The organism is Nocardioides litoris, from assembly GCF_006346315.1.
Classification (GTDB): Bacteria; Actinomycetota; Actinomycetes; order Propionibacteriales; family Nocardioidaceae; genus Nocardioides; species Nocardioides litoris.
The window spans coordinates 1-16,512 of record NZ_VDMR01000002.1 but is presented as its reverse complement, the minus strand read 5'-3'; the positions used below and the strand labels follow the sequence as shown (position 1 = coordinate 16,512).

At 73.5% G+C, this 16,512-nt stretch carries 17 protein-coding genes; 9 read left to right on the top strand and 8 right to left on the bottom strand.

The features are described from left to right. Positions 1-98: 98 nt before the first annotated feature. Complete coding sequence (locus FJQ57_RS22365) at positions 99-758, bottom strand: response regulator transcription factor (RefSeq protein ID WP_211348824.1); 660 nt, start codon at positions 756-758, stop codon at positions 99-101. After that, positions 755-1,927, bottom strand: coding sequence for a sensor histidine kinase (locus FJQ57_RS22890; RefSeq protein WP_139979217.1), 1,173 nt, complete (start codon positions 1,925-1,927; stop codon positions 755-757). The genes FJQ57_RS22365 and FJQ57_RS22890 overlap by 4 nt, the downstream gene beginning before the upstream one ends. Before the next feature lie 81 nt (positions 1,928-2,008). Here FJQ57_RS22890 and FJQ57_RS08270 point away from each other — a divergent pair, with 81 nt between their 5' ends. From FJQ57_RS08270 to FJQ57_RS08255, 5 genes are read left to right on the top strand one after another with little or no spacing between them, the layout of a single operon-like run. Then, positions 2,009-3,268 carry an AGE family epimerase/isomerase gene (locus FJQ57_RS08270; RefSeq protein WP_139979215.1) on the top strand — a complete coding sequence of 420 codons (1,260 nt, stop codon included), beginning with the start codon at positions 2,009-2,011 and terminating at the stop codon, positions 3,266-3,268. A gap of 14 nt (positions 3,269-3,282) precedes the next feature. Then, positions 3,283-3,438 carry a Sp36 family protein gene (gene sp36, locus FJQ57_RS22360; RefSeq protein WP_170219337.1) on the top strand — a complete coding sequence of 52 codons (156 nt, stop codon included), beginning with the start codon at positions 3,283-3,285 and terminating at the stop codon, positions 3,436-3,438. After that, positions 3,438-3,926 carry a RidA family protein gene (locus tag FJQ57_RS08265; RefSeq protein ID WP_139979213.1) on the top strand — a complete coding sequence of 163 codons (489 nt, stop codon included), beginning with the start codon at positions 3,438-3,440 and terminating at the stop codon, positions 3,924-3,926. Before sp36 ends, FJQ57_RS08265 begins: the two co-directional genes overlap by 1 nt. 19 nt (positions 3,927-3,945) lie before the next feature. Then, positions 3,946-4,830: an NUDIX hydrolase gene (locus FJQ57_RS08260; protein WP_139979211.1), complete on the top strand. Its 885-nt coding sequence runs from the start codon at positions 3,946-3,948 to the stop codon at positions 4,828-4,830. Further along, the gene (locus tag FJQ57_RS08255; protein ID WP_246081690.1) at positions 4,827-5,645 is read left to right on the top strand and encodes an MBL fold metallo-hydrolase; all 819 of its coding nucleotides are present in this window, start codon (positions 4,827-4,829) and stop codon (positions 5,643-5,645) included. The genes FJQ57_RS08260 and FJQ57_RS08255 overlap by 4 nt, the downstream gene beginning before the upstream one ends. A gap of 139 nt (positions 5,646-5,784) precedes the next feature. Here FJQ57_RS08255 and FJQ57_RS08250 read toward each other — a convergent pair whose 3' ends face one another. Further along, entirely contained in the window at positions 5,785-6,462 is a 678-nt protein-coding gene (locus tag FJQ57_RS08250) for a Crp/Fnr family transcriptional regulator (RefSeq protein ID WP_139979209.1), read from the bottom strand. 186 nt (positions 6,463-6,648) lie between these two features. On the opposite strand from FJQ57_RS08250, the gene nth reads away from it, so the two are divergent. From nth to FJQ57_RS08230, 4 genes are read left to right on the top strand one after another with little or no spacing between them, the layout of a single operon-like run. Next, positions 6,649-7,368 (top strand): endonuclease III, encoded by a 720-nt coding sequence (gene nth / locus FJQ57_RS08245; RefSeq protein ID WP_139979207.1) that lies wholly within the window; start codon positions 6,649-6,651, stop codon positions 7,366-7,368. Next, the gene (locus FJQ57_RS08240) at positions 7,365-7,958 is read left to right on the top strand and encodes a TlpA family protein disulfide reductase (RefSeq protein WP_170219336.1); all 594 of its coding nucleotides are present in this window, start codon (positions 7,365-7,367) and stop codon (positions 7,956-7,958) included. Before nth ends, FJQ57_RS08240 begins: the two co-directional genes overlap by 4 nt. After that, a complete protein-coding gene (locus FJQ57_RS08235; RefSeq protein WP_246081689.1) occupies positions 7,955-8,680 on the top strand; it encodes an NUDIX hydrolase in 726 nt (241 codons plus the stop codon). Before FJQ57_RS08240 ends, FJQ57_RS08235 begins: the two co-directional genes overlap by 4 nt. Next, the gene (locus tag FJQ57_RS08230) at positions 8,677-9,876 is read left to right on the top strand and encodes a MarP family serine protease (protein ID WP_139979203.1); all 1,200 of its coding nucleotides are present in this window, start codon (positions 8,677-8,679) and stop codon (positions 9,874-9,876) included. Before FJQ57_RS08235 ends, FJQ57_RS08230 begins: the two co-directional genes overlap by 4 nt. Before the next feature lie 327 nt (positions 9,877-10,203). Here the strand turns inward: FJQ57_RS08230 and FJQ57_RS08225 are convergent, their stop codons facing one another. The 5 genes from FJQ57_RS08225 to FJQ57_RS08205 all read right to left on the bottom strand — a co-directional run bounded on the left by FJQ57_RS08225 (position 10,204) and on the right by FJQ57_RS08205 (position 16,183). Continuing rightward, positions 10,204-10,638 carry a phage holin family protein gene (locus FJQ57_RS08225; protein ID WP_139979201.1) on the bottom strand — a complete coding sequence of 145 codons (435 nt, stop codon included), beginning with the start codon at positions 10,636-10,638 and terminating at the stop codon, positions 10,204-10,206. 60 nt (positions 10,639-10,698) lie between these two features. Further along, entirely contained in the window at positions 10,699-12,012 is a 1,314-nt protein-coding gene (gene nhaA, locus FJQ57_RS08220; protein ID WP_246081688.1) for a Na+/H+ antiporter NhaA, read from the bottom strand. A gap of 108 nt (positions 12,013-12,120) precedes the next feature. Beyond that, positions 12,121-14,100 carry an acetate--CoA ligase gene (gene acs, locus FJQ57_RS08215; RefSeq protein ID WP_139979199.1) on the bottom strand — a complete coding sequence of 660 codons (1,980 nt, stop codon included), beginning with the start codon at positions 14,098-14,100 and terminating at the stop codon, positions 12,121-12,123. 134 nt (positions 14,101-14,234) lie between these two features. Beyond that, entirely contained in the window at positions 14,235-15,827 is a 1,593-nt protein-coding gene (locus FJQ57_RS08210; protein WP_139979197.1) for a solute symporter family protein, read from the bottom strand. Beyond that, on the bottom strand, positions 15,827-16,183 hold the full coding sequence (locus FJQ57_RS08205; RefSeq protein WP_139979195.1) for a DUF485 domain-containing protein: 357 nt from the start codon (positions 16,181-16,183) through the stop codon (positions 15,827-15,829). The genes FJQ57_RS08210 and FJQ57_RS08205 overlap by 1 nt, the downstream gene beginning before the upstream one ends. Positions 16,184-16,512 lie beyond the last annotated feature (329 nt).

Here is a 16,512-nt window from a genome sequence, read left to right as displayed (position 1 = left end):
GGTCGAGGAAGGACGGAGTCCTGTCTCGAGACCACGTCCAGCAGGTGGCCTCGAGACAGGCGCCAGGGCGCCTTCCTCGACCACCGTCGTGGCAGCCCTCAGCCGCCGACGAGGCCGGTCTCGTGGGCGAGGACGACGAGCTGGACGCGATCGCGGGAACCGGTCTTGGCGAGCAGGCGGCTGACGTGGGTCTTGACGGTGGCCTCGGCGACGACGAGCTCGACGGTGATCTCGTGGTTGGACAGGCCGCGGCCGACGAGCACGAGCACCTCGCGCTCGCGGTCGGTCAGGTCGCGCAGGCGCGGGTCGTCGGCGGCCGGCGGGCTCGCGGGGGAGGGGGCCGCGGCGAGGTGCTCCAGCAGCCGCCGGGTCGTGCTGGGGGCGACCACGGCGTCGCCGGCGTGCACCGTGCGCACCGCGGCGAGGAGGTCCTCGGGGGCGGCGTCCTTGAGCAGGAACCCGGCCGCCCCCGCCCGGATCGCCGCGAACGCGTGCTCGTCGAGGTCGAACGTCGTCAGCACCAGCACCCGGGGTGCGTCGGGCAGCGCGGTGACCTCGGCGGTCGCGGCGACGCCGTCGAGCACGGGCATCCGGACGTCCATGAGCACCACGTCGCACGGCGTGCGCCGCACCAGGTCGACGGCCGCGCGCCCGTCGCCGGCCTCGCCGACGACCACGAGGTCGGGCTGGCTCTCCAGCAGCATCCGGAAGCCCGCGCGCACCATCTGCTGGTCGTCCACCAGCACCACCCGGATCACAGGGGGATCGTCGCCGACACGCCGAACCCGCCGCCGGGCCGGGGTCCGGTGACCAGGTCGCCGCCGTGCACGTCGAGCCGCTCGCGCATGCCGACGAGGCCGTGGCCGTGGCCGTCGTCCGGCTCGCCGGCCGCCGCGCCGCGGCCGTCGTCGACCACCTCGACCTCGACCGCGCCGTCGTCGACGACCACGCTGACGTGCGCCCGGGCACCCGGCCCGGCGTGCTTGCGCACGTTGGTCAGCGCCTCCTGCACGACCCGGTACGCCGTGAGCGCGGCCGCCGGCGGCACCGGCCGGTCGAGCCCCACGAGGTCGGCGTGGGCCGCCGACTCCTCGCACAGCGCCGGCAGGTCGCCGAGCCCGGGCAGCGGCGAGCGCCCCGTCCCGTCCTCGGCCCGGAGCAGCCCGAGCAGCTGGCGCATGTCGCCCAGCGCCTCGCGACCCGTGGCGCCGATGCGGGCCAAGGTCTCCACGGCGACCTCGGGGTCGCGTGCGGCGGCGTACCGGGCGCCGTCGGCCTGTACCACGATGACCGACAGGCCGTGGGCCACCACGTCGTGCATCTCGCGGGCGATGCGGGCCCGCTCGTCGGCCGCGGCCAGGGCGACCCGCTGCTCGGCGTCGCGGCGGATCCGGTCGGCCCGCTCGACCAGCGAGTCGACGTACGCCGCCCGGGTGCGGCCGAGCGTGCCCAGCGCCCAGGCCGTGACGACGATCCCCGACAGCGTGAGGAAGAACGACGTCACGGCCTCGTCGACCAGGGTCCCGGCGACGTCGCTGGTCCAGTCGAGTGCCGCGACGGCCGCGCCCACCTCGCCGAGCACGAGGGCGACCAGGCCGACCCGCGCCGACCCGAACCGGGCCGCGGAGAAGACGGCGATCGGCACGGCGAGCTGGGAGTGGAGGGGCAGGTCGTTGACCGGCACCTGGGCGGCCGTGGCCAGGGCGACCGCCGCCAGCACCGCGGCCGGGCGGGTCCGCCGCCACAGCAGCGGCACGACCTGGGCCACGACGAGGGGCACCGAGGCCAGGTCCTCGTCGATCGCGTAGATCGGCGCCGGCAGCAGCAGCACGACCACGATCGCGACGTCGAGCACCCGCCGGCCGCGCGGACCGAGCCGCCACGGACGGCGTACGCCGTCGGGGTCGGCGGGGAGCGCGGGAGCCACGGCCACACCGTAGGCGGGCCGGGGCGCGGGGTCGTCAGACCACGGGATGACGTCGGCGCGGTGCCGGTGTAGACCTGGCACGTGCCGCTGCGACCGACTTCTGGATGGCTGGCCGACGAGTGCGCGCGGCTCCTCGACTTCAGCGCCGACCCGCGCCACCCGCGGGGCGGGTTCGCCTGGCTCGACGACGACGGTCGCCCCGTGGCCGACCGCCCGGTCGAGCTGTGGATCACCTGCCGCGGCGTGCACGTGCACGCCCTGGGTCACCTGCTCGGCCGCGACGGGTCCGCCGCCCTGGCCGACCACGGCCTGGCCGCCCTCGCCGCGGGCGGGGTGCTGCGCGACGACGAGCACGGCGGCTGGTGGGCGCGGGTCGGCGCCCAGGGACCGGTGACGAGGAGCAAGACGGCCTACGAGCACGCGTTCGTCGTGCTGGCCGGCGCGAGCGCGACCGCCGCGGGCCGGCCCGGCGGCCGCGCCCTGCTGGAGGAGGCGCTCGACGTGCTGCTGACCCGCTTCTGGGACGACGACGCGGGCATGGTCGTCGAGGAGTGGGACGAGGCGTGGACAGTGCTCGACGGCTACCGCGGCCTCAACGCCGCCATGCACACCGTCGAGGCGCTGCTCGCGGCCGCCGACGTGCTCGACGGCGACGACCCGAGCGGCGCGACCCGGGCGGCCGGGCTCCGGGCCCGCGCGCTCCGCTCGACCGACCGGGTGCTGCGCGACCTCGCGCCGGCACACGACGGGCGGCTGCCGGAGCACTTCGACGACCGGTGGGTGCCCGACCTGGCCTACCACCGCGACCGACCCGCCGACCCCTTCCGCCCCGCGGGCGCGACGGTCGGGCACTGGATGGAGTGGGCCCGGCTCGCCCTGCACCTGCGCGCCGCGCTCGGCGAGGATGCGCCGGACTGGCTGCTCCCCGGCGCCGAGGCGCTGTACGCCGCCGCCGTGCGCGACGGCTGGGCGGCCGACGGCCACGACGGGTTCTGCTACACCGTCGACTTCGACGGCCGCCCGCTGGTGCGCCAGCGGATGCACTGGGTGCTGGCCGAGGCCGTCTCGGCCGCGGCGGCCCTGCACGCCGCCACCGGCGAGCCGTCGTACGCCGAGGACCACGCGACCTGGTGGGCCTGGGCCGAGGACCGCCTCCTCGACCGCGAGCGCGGGTCGTGGCACCACGAGCTCGCCCCCGACGGCACGCCCGACGGCGCGACCTGGCCCGGCAAGCCCGACCTCTACCACGCCGTCGGCGCCACCCTCGTGCCCCGCCTGCCGCTCGCCCCGGGGGTGGCCGTCGCGCTCCGCGAGGGCCTGCTGGACCCCGGCCCGACGTGAGTAGGGTGCGGAGCATGACGACGTGGGAGTACCAGGTGGCGCCGATCCCGCTCCACAACGAGGCGCTGATGCTCAACAACTTCGGCCAGGACGGGTGGGAGCTGGTCGCGATCCACACCAACGCCCAGGGCGGGCTCGTCGCCTTCCTCAAGCGACCGAAGGCGTCCTGATGTCCGAGCCGACGGCCGAGGGCGCGACGCCGGAGGAGCGCATGGCCTCGCTGGGCCTGGCGGTCCCCGAGGTCGCGGCGCCCGTCGCGGCCTACGTGCCGGCGGTCCGGTCCGGGGAGCACGTCTTCACCTCCGGCCAGCTGCCGATGCGCAAGGGCGAGCTGCTCGCCACCGGCAAGGTCGGGGGCGAGGTGAGCGCCGAGGAGGCCTACGCCTGCGCCCAGCAGTGCGCCCTCAACGCGATCGCGGCCGTCAAGGCCGTGCTCGGCGACCTCGCGCTCGTGGAGCAGGTGGTCAAGGTCGTGGTCTTCGTGGCCTCGACGCCCGACTTCAGCGGCCAGCCCGCCGTGGCCAACGGCGCCTCTGAGCTGCTGGGTGAGATCTTCGGCGACGCGGGTGTCCACGCCCGCTCGGCCGTCGGCGTCCCGGTGCTGCCGCTCGACTCGCCCGTCGAGGTCGAGCTCGTCGTCCGCGCCGCGCTGGCCTGACCCGGCCGCCGACCCCGCCATGCAGATCCCCCTCCCGCCCGTCCTGCTCTCCGACGACCTCGTCGCCGTCGCCGCGGCGTACGCCAACGGCACCCGCGAGCCCGTCTCGCCCCGCGACGCCGCCACCGTCGTCCTGGTCCGGCCCGGCCCCGACGGGACGGGCGGGTCGGACGGCCCCGAGGCCTACTACCTGCGCCGCCAGCTCTCGATGGACTTCGCCGCCGGCATGGCCGTCTTCCCCGGCGGCGGCGTCGACCCGCGCGACTTCGACACCGAGGTCGCCTGGGCCGGCCCCGCGCCGTCCGCGTGGGCGGCACGTCTCGGCTGCGACGAGGAGACCGCGCGGGCCCTGGTCTGCGCGGCCGTGCGCGAGACGTTCGAGGAGTCCGGCGTCCTGCTCGCCGGGCCCTCGGAGCACGAGGTCGTCGCCGACACCACGGCGGAGGACTGGGAGGCCGACCGGGTCGCCCTCGAGTCGCGCACCCTGTCGCTCTCCGACTTCCTCGTACGCCGTGGCCTGGTGCTCCGCACCGACCTGCTCGGCGTCTGGGACGCCTGGCTGACGCCGGTCTTCGAGCCCAAGCGCTACCGCACGTGGTTCTTCGTGGCCACCCTGCCCGAGGGCCAGCGCACCCGCGACGTGTCCTCGGAGTCCTCCTCGGTGCTGTGGCTGGCCACGGGCGAGGCCGCCGACCGGGCCGACCGCGGCGAGCTGGCGATGATGCCGCCGACCTACCTGACCTCCATGGAGGTGGCCTCCTTCGTCACCCCCGAGGCGGTGCTGGCCGAGGCCGCCACCCGCTCGGTCGAGATGTTCACCCCGACCGTCGAGCCGCTCGGCGACGGGTTCACGCTGTCGATGCCCGACCGGCTCCGCCCGCTCGTCGCGGAGCGCCGCTCGTGAGCGGCGACTGGTCCGGCGGCGAGTTCGGCGAGCGGGGACGTTGCCTGCTCGCGCCCAACCCCGGCCCGATGACGCTCGACGGCACCAACACCTGGGTGCTGCGCGAGCCCGGGTCGTCGCGGTCGATCGTGGTCGACCCGGGCCCGGTGGAGGACGGCCACCTCGACCGCGTCGACGAGCTCACCGGCGACGTGGCGGTCGTGCTGCTGACCCACCACCACCACGACCACTCCGAGGTCGCGGCAGACCTGGCCGAGCGCAAGGGCTGCGCCGTGCGCGCCCTCGACCCGGCCTTCTGCGTCGGCGCCGACCCGCTGGCCGACGAGGAGGTCGTCGACGTCGACGGGCTGAGGCTGCAGGTCGTCACCACCCCCGGCCACACGGCCGACTCGGTGTCGTTCCTGCTGCCCGCCGAGCGGGTGCTGCTCTCCGGTGACATGGTGCTCGGCCGCGGCACCACCGTCGTGGCCCACCCCGACGGCCGGCTCGGCGCCTACTTCGAGTCCATCGAGCGGATGCGCTCCCTCGTCACCGACGGCGCGGTCGAGACCATCTGGCCCGCCCACGGGCCCGTGCTCGGCGAGGCCGGCGCCGTCCTCGACTTCTACCTCGCCCACCGTCGCCAGCGCCTCGACCAGGTGCGTGCGGCGCTGGCCGAGCTCGCCGACCAGCCCCACCCCGAGGGCATCAGCGAGGACGAGCTCCCCCGCCGCGTCGTCGAGGTCGTGTACGCCGACGTCGACCGGTCGGTGTGGGACGCCGCCGAGCTGTCGGTGCGGGCCCAGCTCGCCTACCTGCGCGACCAGGAGTCCTGAGCCCGGCCCACCTGCGCCGTGGCCCGGGTGTTGCGTCAGACGAGGTGGTGGCTCGGGCGACCAGCGACGCCCCCGCCGGCCCCCACCGGCCTCCACCGGCCTCGCCGGGGGAGCGAGGGGCAGGGAGGGAGAGGGGCCGTCACCGCGCGCGGCGGGCGAGCCGCTCGACGTCCATGATGACGACCGAGCGGGGCTCGAGGCGCAGCCAGCCGCGGGAGGCGAAGTCGGCCAGCGCCTTGTTGACCGTCTCGCGGGAGGCGCCGACCAGCTGGGCGAGCTCCTCCTGGGTGAGGTCGTGGTGCACGTGCACGCCGTCGTCGGCGGTGCGGCCGAAGCGGTCGGCGAGGTCGAGCAGCGCCTTGGCGACGCGGCCGGGGACGTCGGAGAAGACGAGGTCGGCGACGACGTCGTTGGCCTTGCGGAGCCGGCCGGCGAGCTGGGAGAGCAAGCCGCGGGCGACGACCGGTCGGCCCTCGAGCCAGCGCAGCAGGTCCTCGTGGGAGAGCGAGGCGAACTCGGCGTCGGTCACCGCGGTCACCGTGGCCGAGCGCGGGCCCGGGTCGAACAGCGACAGCTCGCCGAACATCGAGCCGGGGCCGAGGATGGCCAGCAGATTTTCCCGGCCGTCGGCCGAGGTGCGGCCGAGCTTCACCTTGCCCTCGAGCACGATGTAGAGCTTGTCGCCGGAGTCGCCCTCGTGGAAGAGCACCTCGCCGCGCCGCAGCCGGGTCTCGCTCATCGAGGAGCGCAGCGCGCTGGCCGCCTCGTCGTCGAGAGCGCTGAACAGCGGGGCCTGTCGCAGAACCTCGGTGTCCACGGGAACCTCCTCGAGCCTGGGCGCGGGCAGGCGCCCGCAGTCGCGATCCTAGAGGGTGGCCGACCTCACAGAGGAAGCCGAGGTCGGCGTTTCCCGCTCTGCTGCGCGCCGTACCCGCCTCGAGCCCGGCCTACCCGTACCTCCTGCGGTGCCGGGACTGTCGGTGCCGGACCGTACGCTGGCGGGGTGCCGAAGCCCGTCACGCCTGTGCCGCCCGCGCCCACGAGCCTCGTGCGGCGCGCCCGCAAGGTCGACCGCGTGCTGGCCGAGACCTACCCCGACGCCGGGTGCGAGCTCGACTTCGACAACGCCTTCGAGCTGCTCGTCGTCACCGTGCTCAGCGCCCAGACCACCGACCGCCGGGTCAACGCGGTCCGCCCGACGTTGTTCGCCGCCTACCCCGACGCCCGCGCCATGGCCGCGGCCGACCGCGAGGTGCTCGAGGGCATCGTCGGACCCCTGGGGTTCTTCCGGGCCAAGACCGAGTCGCTGCTCAAGCTGAGCGCCGCCCTGGTCGAGCACCACGACGGCGAGGTGCCGCCGCGCCTCGACGACCTCGTGCAGCTGCCCGGTGTCGGCCGCAAGACGGCCAACGTCGTGCTCGGCAACGCCTTCGACGTCCCCGGCATCACCGTCGACACCCACTTCGGCCGGCTCGCGCGCCGGCTCGGCTGGACCGAGGAGACCGACCCGGTCAAGGTCGAGCACGCGATCGGGGCGCTGTTCCCCCGGCGCGACTGGACGATGCTGAGCCACCACCTCATCTGGCACGGCCGCCGCCGTTGCCACGCCAAGAAGCCGGCCTGCGGCGCCTGCCCGGTCGCCCGCTGGTGCCCGGCCTTCGGCGAGGGCCCCACCGACCCCGAGGCCGCGGCCGCGCTCGTCAAGACCCAGGGGCCTGCGTGAGCCGCTGGCGGGCCGCGCTCGCGGCCGTCCTGCTGGTGCTCGCCCTCGCCGGCTGCTCCGATGCCGTCCCCGCACCCGGCCAGAGCGACGTCGACGTCGACACCCCCGAGCTGCAGGCGCAGAAGGCGGCCGCCGGCATCGAGGACTGCGAGCCGGGCGACGCCACCAACGAGCTGCCCGCCCTCGTGCTGCCCTGCCTGGGCGGCGGGCCCGACGTCGACCTGTCGACCCTGTCCGGACCGGTGCTGCTCAACGTGTGGTGGTCGGGCTGCGCGCCCTGCCGCGACGAGATGCCGGCCTTGCAGGCCTTCCACGAGCAGCACGGCGACGAGGTGCAGGTCATCGGCATCGACGTCGAGACCTACCCCGGTTCCGCGATCGGGTTCGCCGAGACCGTCGGGGCCACCTACCCGCAGCTGGCCGACCCCGGCGGCACCGTCTTCGACGGCGACCTCGGGCTTCGCTCGGCCTTCCCGCAGACGCTCGTCGTCGACGCCGACGGCCGGGTGGTCTTCAAGGAGGCCCGCGAGTTCGACTCCGCCCAGGAGATCGCCCAGGTCGTCGGTCAGGCCCTCGGGACCCGTCTGTGAGCGACGGCCACCCCGGCCTGCCCGCGTGGCTGCGGCCGGTCGAGGCGGCGATGCACTCGATCTCGGTCCACGACCTGACCCGGTTCCAGGTGCCCGACGACGCCGACGGCGTACGCCGCTCGGCCGTGCTCATGCTCTTCGGGGAGGGCCCCGCCGGGCCCGACCTGCTGCTGACCGAGCGCGCCCACCACATGCGCTCCCACCCGGGCCAGGTCTCGTTCCCCGGCGGCAGCCTCGACCCCGGCGAGACGCCGCGGCAGGCGGCGCTGCGCGAGGCCGAGGAGGAGACCGGTCTCGATCCCGCCGGCGTCGACGTCCTCGGCGAGCTCCCCGAGCTGTGGCTGCCCCCCAGCAACTTCGGGGTGACGCCGGTCCTGGCCTGGTGGCGCGAGCCGAGCCCGGTCTCGGTGCGCTCGCCCGACGAGGTCCACGAGGTCTACCGCGTGCCCCTCGCCGAGCTCCGCGACCCCGCCCACCGCATCGTGGTGCCCGGCCCCCGCGGGTGGTCCTCGCCCGGGTTCCTCATCGGTCCCGACAAGGACGTCATCCTCTGGGGCTTCACCGGCGGTATCGTGGCGCGGCTGTTCGAGTACCTCGGCTGGATCGAGGACCTGCCGGACGCGCCCCGGCGTGACCTCCCGGCCTACATGCTGGGCGGCCGCCCGCCGCAGAACACCGACGTGCGGCCCAACACCGACTTCGAGGAACGGCGCCGCGGATGAACCTGCTCGACTGGCTGCTGCTCCTCCTCGTGCTGGCCTACGCCCTCTCGGGCTACTGGCAGGGCTTCGTGACGGGCGTGTTCGCCACCGTCGGGCTGCTGGCCGGTGGCCTCCTGGGCATCTGGCTCGCGCCGCGCATCCTCGGCGACGCGGCCCCGTCGCTCACCGTCAGCCTGGGCGCCCTGTTCATCGTCATCGTCGGGGCCTCGCTCGGCCAGGCGCTGCTCCAGCTCGCCGGGTCCAAGCTGCGCGACCGCATCACCTGGCAGCCCGCCCGCGCCCTCGACGCTGTCGGCGGCGCGGCCCTGAGCGCGCTGGCCGTGCTGCTCGTCGCCTGGGCGCTCGGCGTCGCCGTCACCGGCTCCCGCATCGGACCGCTGACCGAGCTGGTGCGCTCGAGCACCGTCCTGCGCACGGTCAACAACGCGCTGCCCACCTCGGCCCCCACCGTCCTGCAGGCCTTCAACAACGTCGTCGGCACGTCGTTCTTCCCGCGCTACCTGCAGCCGTTCGCCGACGAGCGCATCCGCGAGGTCAGCCCCGGCGCCCAGCGCCTGCTGCGCGACCCCGACATCGCCGCGGCCGAGCAGAGCGTGCTCAAGATCCGCGGCAACAACAGCTGTGGACGCGGGGTCGAGGGCAGCGGCTTCCTGTACGCCGACGACCGGCTGATGACCAACGCCCACGTCGTCGCCGGCGTCGACGAGCCGACCGTGCTCATCGGCGACGAGACCGTCGACGCCACCGTCGTCTACTACAACCCCGACCTCGACGTCGCCGTCCTCGACCTCGACGACCTCGGCCGCCCGACGCTGCCGTTCGTCGACAGCAACGACGAGGAGCGCCGCTTCGTCACCGACGGCCGCGACGGCGTCGCGATCCTCGGCTACCCCGAGGACGGCCCGTACGACGTCCAGCGCGGTCGGGTGCGCGAGGAGCGCACGCTGGAGTCACCCGACATCTACGGCCGGGGCAGCGTCATCCGCGAGGTCTACTCCCTGCGCGGCCTGGTCCGCCCCGGCAACTCCGGCGGGCCCGTCGTCACCACCCAGGGCCACGTCGCGGGCGTCGTCTTCGCCGCGTCGGTCACCGACGACGACACGGGCTACGCGCTCACCTGGGAGCAGGTCGCCGACGCGGCCGCCGCCGGCGAGGACGCCTCCCGCCAGGTCGACACGGGCGCCTGCGCCGGCTGAACTACGCCGGCGGTGGTGGCCACACGGTGGTCGAGGAAGGCGCGCTGGCGCCTGTCTCGAGGCCACTTGACCGCAGCTGCTCGGGTGTGTCGTTGCGGTGGTGTGGTCTCGAGACGGTTGCTAGCGCAACCTCCTCGACCACCGTGGGGTCCGGGTCGGACGGTGGTCGAGGAAGGCGCGCTGGCGCCTGTCTCGAGGCCACTTGACCGCAGCTGCTCGGGTGTGTCGTTGCGGTGGTGTGGTCTCGAGACGGTTGCTGGCGCAACCTCCTCGACCACCGTGGGGTCCGGCCTGACGGTGGTCGAGGGGCCACCGGGTGGCTGGCGCCTACTTCTTGCCCTTGAGGGCTGAGGGGATCTGCTTGCCCTGCTTGATCGCCTTCTCCGGCGGGCGGGCGCGCTTGACCTTCTTGATGCCCAGGAAGGCCAGCAGGCCGGCGAGGAGGAGGTAGGCGCCGAAGACGATGAGGAAGGCCCAGTGCAGGTCGAGGCCGTCGCCGTTCCAGTGGATCAGGTAGGCGAAGGCGACCGAGAGCATGATGATCGCCAGCAGGGCGAGGAAGCCGGCCAGCACGAAGAACACGACGCCGGTGAGGCCGAACCGGACGCTGACCTTGAGCTCGGACTTGGCGAGCTCGATCTCCTTCTTGACCAGCAGCGAGATGTCGCGCGTGGCGTCGTTGACCAGCCGCCCGATCGTGGGCTCGTCGGGGGAGGGGGCCACCTGCTGGGCGGACTGCTTCGCGGGCTGGTGCTGGGCCATGGGGTCCTCGAGTCGTTCAGGTCGTGGCGGTGCCGCCGGAGGGCGGACGTCGCTCCGACCCTACTGGTAGACGTCGGGGATCCCGTCGCGGTCGTCGTCGACGCTCTCCATCTCGCACAGGCGTCGGTACACCCGGTTGCGGGAGCGCAGCACGGCCGTGGCCAGCAGGGCGGCCAGCAGGGATCCGACCAGCACCCCGACCTTGACGTGCTCGTCGGCCACGCTCCCGGGCCCGAAGGCCAGCTCGCCGATGAGCAGGGAGACGGTGAACCCGATGCCGGCGAGCATGGCCATCCCGACGACGTCGACCCAGGCCAGCTCGTCGTCGAGGTCGGCGCCGGTGAAGCGGGCGAGCAACCAGGTCGACCCGGCGATGCCGATCGGCTTGCCGAGCACCAGGCCGAGCACGATGCCGATGGCGACGGGGTCGGTGATCGCCGAGGTCAGGCCGTCGAGGCCGCCGACGGTGACCCCGGCGGCCAGGAACGCGAACACCGGGACGGCGACGCCGGCTGACACGGGCCGCAGCCGGTGCTCGAAGTGCTCGGCCAGCCCGGGCCCGGCGTCGGGCCCGCCGGCGGCCTCGCTGCGCAGCACCGGGACCGTGAAGGCCAGCAGCACGCCGGCCACCGTCGCGTGCACGCCCGACTCGTGCACCAGCGCCCACGTCACCGCGGCCAGTGGCAGCAGCAACCACCACGAGCGCACCCGGCGCTGCACGAGGACGCCGAACAGGGCCAGCGGCACCAGCGCGGCGAGCAGGTAGCCGACCTCCAGCGAGGCGGTGAAGAACAGGGCGATGATCGTGATCGCCAGCAGGTCGTCGACCACGGCGAGGGTCAGCAGGAAGGTCCGCAGGCCCGAGGGCAGGTGGGTGCTGATGACGGCCAGCACGGCCACGGCGAACGCGATGTCGGTCGCGGTGGGGATGGCCCACCCCTCACCCCGACCGCCGGGGTCCAGGGCGTTCCAGGCGACGTACACCAGGGCGGGCACGACCATGCCGCCGACGGCGGCGGCCACCGGCAGGGCGGCGCGGTGCGGGTCGCGCAGGTCCCCGGCGACGAACTCGCGCTTGACCTCCAGCCCCGCGACGAAGAAGAAGATCGCGAGCAGCCCGTCGGCCGCCCAGGTGGCCAGGCTGAGGTCGAGGTGCAGCCCGAGCAGGTCGCTCGGCCCGACGACGAGCCCGCGCAGGTCGTCGTACGCCGGGGCCCAGGGGCTGTTGGCCCACACCAGCGCCACCACGGCACCGACCACGAGCAGGACGCCGCCGGTGGTCTCGGCGCGCAGGATGTCGGCGACGCGGGAGGCCTCGGGCCACGTGCCGCGGGCGAAGAGCCGCGGGCGGTGGGGCAGGTGGTGCTTCGGCACAGGAGGTCCCTCGGGGTCGGCGGCACGACTGCCGACCAGACTTCCCGGCGCACCGGTGCCCCAGCCTAGCGGGGGCTGGGGCACCAGGTGGGTGGGGTCGGGCTCCGGTCAGTCGTCGCCCTTGCCGCCGGACAGGCCGGAGGAGATGAGGTCCATGACCGAGGAGTCGGCGAGCGTGGTGACGTCGCCGACCTCGCGGTGCTCGGCCACGTCGCGCAGCAGGCGGCGCATGATCTTGCCGGAGCGGGTCTTGGGCAGCTCGGGCACGACCATGATCTGCCGGGGCTTGGCGATGGGGCCGATCTGGGTGCGGACGTGGTTGCGGAGCTCCTCGACGATGTCCGCGCCGCCGTCGCCCGCCTCGTCGCGGAGGATGACGAAGGCACAGACGGCCTGGCCGGTGTCCTCGTCCTTGGCGCCCACGACCGCGGCCTCGGCGACCTTGGGGTGGGAGACCAGGGCCGACTCGATCTCGGTGGTGGACAGGCGGTGGCCGGAGACGTTCATGACGTCGTCGACGCGGCCGAGGACCCACAGGTCGCCGTCGTCGTCGAGCTTGGCGCCGTCGCCGGCGAAGTACCAGCCCTGCTTGGCGTACTTCGACCAGTAGGTCTCCTTGAACCGCTCGTCGTCGCCCCAGATGGTGCGCAGCATCGAGGGCCACGGCTCGGTGAGCACGAGGTAGCCGCCGGAGCCGTCGGGCACCGACTCGCCCTCCTCGGTGACCACGTCGGCGGCGACGCCCGGGATCGGCACCATGGCCGAGCCCGGCTTGCCGTGGGTCACGCCGGGCAGCGGGCTGATCATGATCGCGCCGGTCTCGGTCTGCCACCAGGTGTCGACGACCGGGGTGCGGTCGCCGCCGATGACCTGGCGGTACCAGACGTAGGCCTCGGGGTTGATCGGCTCGCCCACCGATCCGAGCACCCGCAGCGACGACATGTCGTGCTGGTCGGGCACCTCGCGGCCCTGCTTCATGAACGACCGGATCGCGGTGGGGGCGGTGTAGAAGATCGAGACCTTCTTGTCCTCGATGATCCTCCACCAGCGGCCGCGCTCGGGGCTGTCGGGCGTGCCCTCGTAGAGCACTTGCGTGACGCCGTTGGCCAGCGGGCCGTAGACGATGTAGGAGTGGCCGGTGACCCAGCCGATGTCGGCGGTGCACCAGTAGACGTCGGTCTCGGCCTTGAGGTCGAAGACCGCCCAGTGCGTGTAGGCCGCACCGGTGAGGTAGCCGCCGGTCGTGTGCAGGATGCCCTTGGGCTTGCCCGTGGTGCCCGAGGTGTACATGACGTAGAGCGGGTGCTCGGCGTCGAACGCCTCCGGGGTGTGCTCGGTCGAGGCCTGGTCGACGGTGTCGTGCCACCACACGTCGACGGCGTCGTCCCAGGCCACCTCCTGGCCCGTGCGGCGCACGACGAGGACCTTCTCGACCGTGTGGCCGAGGTCGGCGGCCTTGGTGCGGGCTTCGTCGACGGCCGGCTTGAGCGCCGAGGGCGCGCCGCGGCGGTAGCCACCGTCGCTGGTGACGACGACCTTGGCCTGGCAGTCCTCGAGCCGCGAGGCCAGCGCGTCGGAGGAGAACCCGCCGAAGACCACGGTGTGGGGCGCCCCGATGCGGGCGCAGGCCAGCATGGCCACGATGGCCTCGGGGATCATCGGCATGTAGATCGCGACGCGGTCGCCCGTGGCGACGCCCAGGTCGGTGAGGGTGTTGGCGGCCTGGCTGACCAGGTCCTTCAGCTCGGCGTAGGTGATGTCGCGCTCGTCGTCGACCGGCTCGCCCACGAAGTGCAGCGCGACCTTGTCGCCGCGCCCGGCCTCGACGTGCCGGTCGACGCAGTTGTACGCCGCGTTCAGGCGGCCCCCGACGAACCACTTCGCGAACGGCGGGTCGTCCCAGTCCAGCACCCGGTCCCAGCGCGTCTCCCAGGTCAGGCGCTCGGCCTGCTCGGCCCAGAACCCCTCCCGGTCGGTCGCGGCCCGCGCGTACGCCTCCTCCTTCAGGTTGGCCTCGGCGGCCAGGTCCTCCGGCGGTGCGAAGCGGCGGTCCTCGGAGAGGAGGTTGGACAGGGTTTCTTCACTCACGAGTGTCCTCCTGCGGGTCGTTCCGGGTGCCCTCGTCACAGTAGCCAGGGCGGGTTGTCTGGGCGATGGTCCTCGCTGGTCGCGCACACCGCGCTGACCCGTCGTGGAGCCACGACGGGTCAGCGGGTCGGGTGCTAGTGGCTGATCGCCTTCTCGGAGCCGGCGCCGGTGAGGGCGCGGACCTCGAGCTCGGTGTAGCGGTCCTCGGCCGTGGGCTCGCGGGTGGTGAGGGTGCCGATGATGCCGAGGAGGAAGCCGAGCGGGATCGAGACGATGCCCGGGTTGCTCAGCGGGAACCACGCGAAGTCGGCGCCGGTGACCAGCGACGTCTCCGCCCCCGACATGACCGGTGAGAAGACCACCAGGCCCACGGCGGAGACCAGGCCGCCGTAGATGCTCCACAGCGCGCCCCGGGTGTTGAACCGGCGCCAGAACATGTTGAGCACGATGTTGGGCAGGTTGGCCGACGCCGCGACCGCGAAGGCGAGCGCCACGAGGAAGGCGATGTTGAGGCTCTGGGCCGGGATGGCGAGCAGGATGGCGACGAGGCCGATGGCGCCGGCGGCGATCCGGGTCACCTTGATCTCCTCGGCCTCGGTGGCCTTGCCCTTCTTGATGACGTTGTTGTAGACGTCGTGCGCGACCGAGGCCGACGAGGTGAGGGTCAGGCCGGCGACGACGGCGAGGATGGTCGCGAAGGCCACCGCCGCGATGAGGGCGAGCAGGATCGCGCCGCCGGTCGAGCCGGCTCCGCCACCGACCTCCTCCGCCAGGCGCGGGGCGGCCAGGTTGCCGGCCGGGTCGAGCGTGCTGGTGTCGAGCAGCGCGGCGGCACCGAAGCCGAGGACCAGGGTGAAGAGGTAGAACACGCCGATGATCCCGATCGCCCACAGCACCGACTTGCGGGCGTCGCGCGCCGTCGGGACGGTGTAGAAGCGGATGAGGATGTGCGGCAGGCCGGCCGTGCCGAGCACGAGCGCCAGCCCCAGGGACACGAAGTCGAGCTTGCTGGTCAGGTCGGCGCCGTACTTGAGGCCGGGCTCGAGGAACGCGTCGCCCTTGCCGCTGTTGCTGGCGGCGGCACCGAGGAGCTCGGAGAGGTTGAAGCCGTACTGGGCGAGCACGAGCACGACGATGAGCGCCGAGCCGGTCATCAGCAGGACGGCCTTGACGATCTGCACCCAGGTGGTGCCCTTCATGCCGCCGACGGTGACGTAGAAGATCATCAGCACGCCGACGCCGAGGATGACGATGTTCTTCACCGTCTGGCTGTCGACGCCGAGCAGCAGGGCCACGAGCGTGCCCGCGCCGACCATCTGGGCCAGCAGGTAGAAGATCGAGACCACGACGGTGGACGTCGCGGCGGCCATGCGCATGGGGCGCTGCTTCATCCGGAACGCCAGCTGGTCGGCCATGGTGAACCGGCCGGAGTTGCGCAGCATCTCGGCCACCAGGAGCAGGGCGACGAGCCAGGCCACCAGGAAGCCGATGGAGTAGAGGAACCCGTCGTACCCGGACAGGGCGATGATGCCGGTGATGCCGAGGAACGACGCCGCCGACATGTAGTCGCCGCCGATGGCGAGGCCGTTCTGCACCGGGGAGAACGAGCGGCCGCCGGCGTAGAAGTCCGACGTGCCCGAGGAGCTGCGGCTGGCGCGGACGGTGACGAAGATCGTCAGCGCGACGACCGAGAGGAACAGGACGGTGGTGAGCACCTGGTGGTCCATCAGCGCTTCGCCCCCTTGCCGGCCTCGTAGCGGTCGTTGAGCTTCTCGGCCAGCGGGTCGAGCCGCGCGGTGGAGTAGCGGCTGTAGGCGTAGGCGATGGCGAACGTCGTCACGAACTGCAGCAGCCCGAAGACCAGGGCGACGTTGATGTTGCCGACGACCTTGGTCCCCATGAAGTCCGTGGCCCAGTTGGACATCACGACGTACAGCAGGAACCAGGCGAGGAAGACCGCCGTGGCCGGGATGACGAACGCGCGGTAGCGGCGCCGCAGCTCGGCGAAGTCGTCGGCGGCGTGCAGCTCGTCGTAGACGGGGTCGTGGCGGCTCGCCTGCTCGTGGGACGGTGCTTGGGCCATGGTGCGGGCGCCTTCCTGCGCGGGGACGTGACGCCGGTCACGCTAGGGAGTGGCCTGCGTCACGCGGCAGGGCTGCGTCGCCCCCCTGCGCCGGGCGGGGATCGTCGTGCGACGAGCGGTCGGTCGGGCGCGACGAGCGGTCGTGGTCCCGACCGACGGTGGTCGAGGAAGGACGGAGTCCTGTCTCGAGACCACGCACGTCAGGTGGACGCTCCTATGTCTGGTCAAGGGGTGTTTGGGTGTCGCCGGCTTCGAGGGTTCGGTAGAGGTCTCGGGCGATGTAGCGCTTGAGGCAGCGTCGGATCTCGCGGGGGTTCTTGCCTTGGCTG

Excerpts from the sequence above, each read along its gene's own strand:
- FJQ57_RS08260 (WP_139979211.1), top strand. The coding sequence starts at position 3,946 with ATGCAGATCCCCCTCCCGCCCGTCCTGCTCTCCGACGACCTCGTCGCC.
- FJQ57_RS08230 (WP_139979203.1), top strand. The coding sequence starts at position 8,677 with ATGAACCTGCTCGACTGGCTGCTGCTCCTCCTCGTGCTGGCCTACGCC.
- FJQ57_RS08265 (WP_139979213.1), top strand. The coding sequence starts at position 3,438 with ATGTCCGAGCCGACGGCCGAGGGCGCGACGCCGGAGGAGCGCATGGCC.
- FJQ57_RS08210 (WP_139979197.1), bottom strand. The coding sequence starts at position 15,827 with ATGGACCACCAGGTGCTCACCACCGTCCTGTTCCTCTCGGTCGTCGCG.
- FJQ57_RS08225 (WP_139979201.1), bottom strand. The coding sequence starts at position 10,638 with ATGGCCCAGCACCAGCCCGCGAAGCAGTCCGCCCAGCAGGTGGCCCCC.
- FJQ57_RS08205 (WP_139979195.1), bottom strand. The coding sequence starts at position 16,183 with ATGGCCCAAGCACCGTCCCACGAGCAGGCGAGCCGCCACGACCCCGTC.
- sp36 (WP_170219337.1), top strand. The coding sequence starts at position 3,283 with ATGACGACGTGGGAGTACCAGGTGGCGCCGATCCCGCTCCACAACGAG.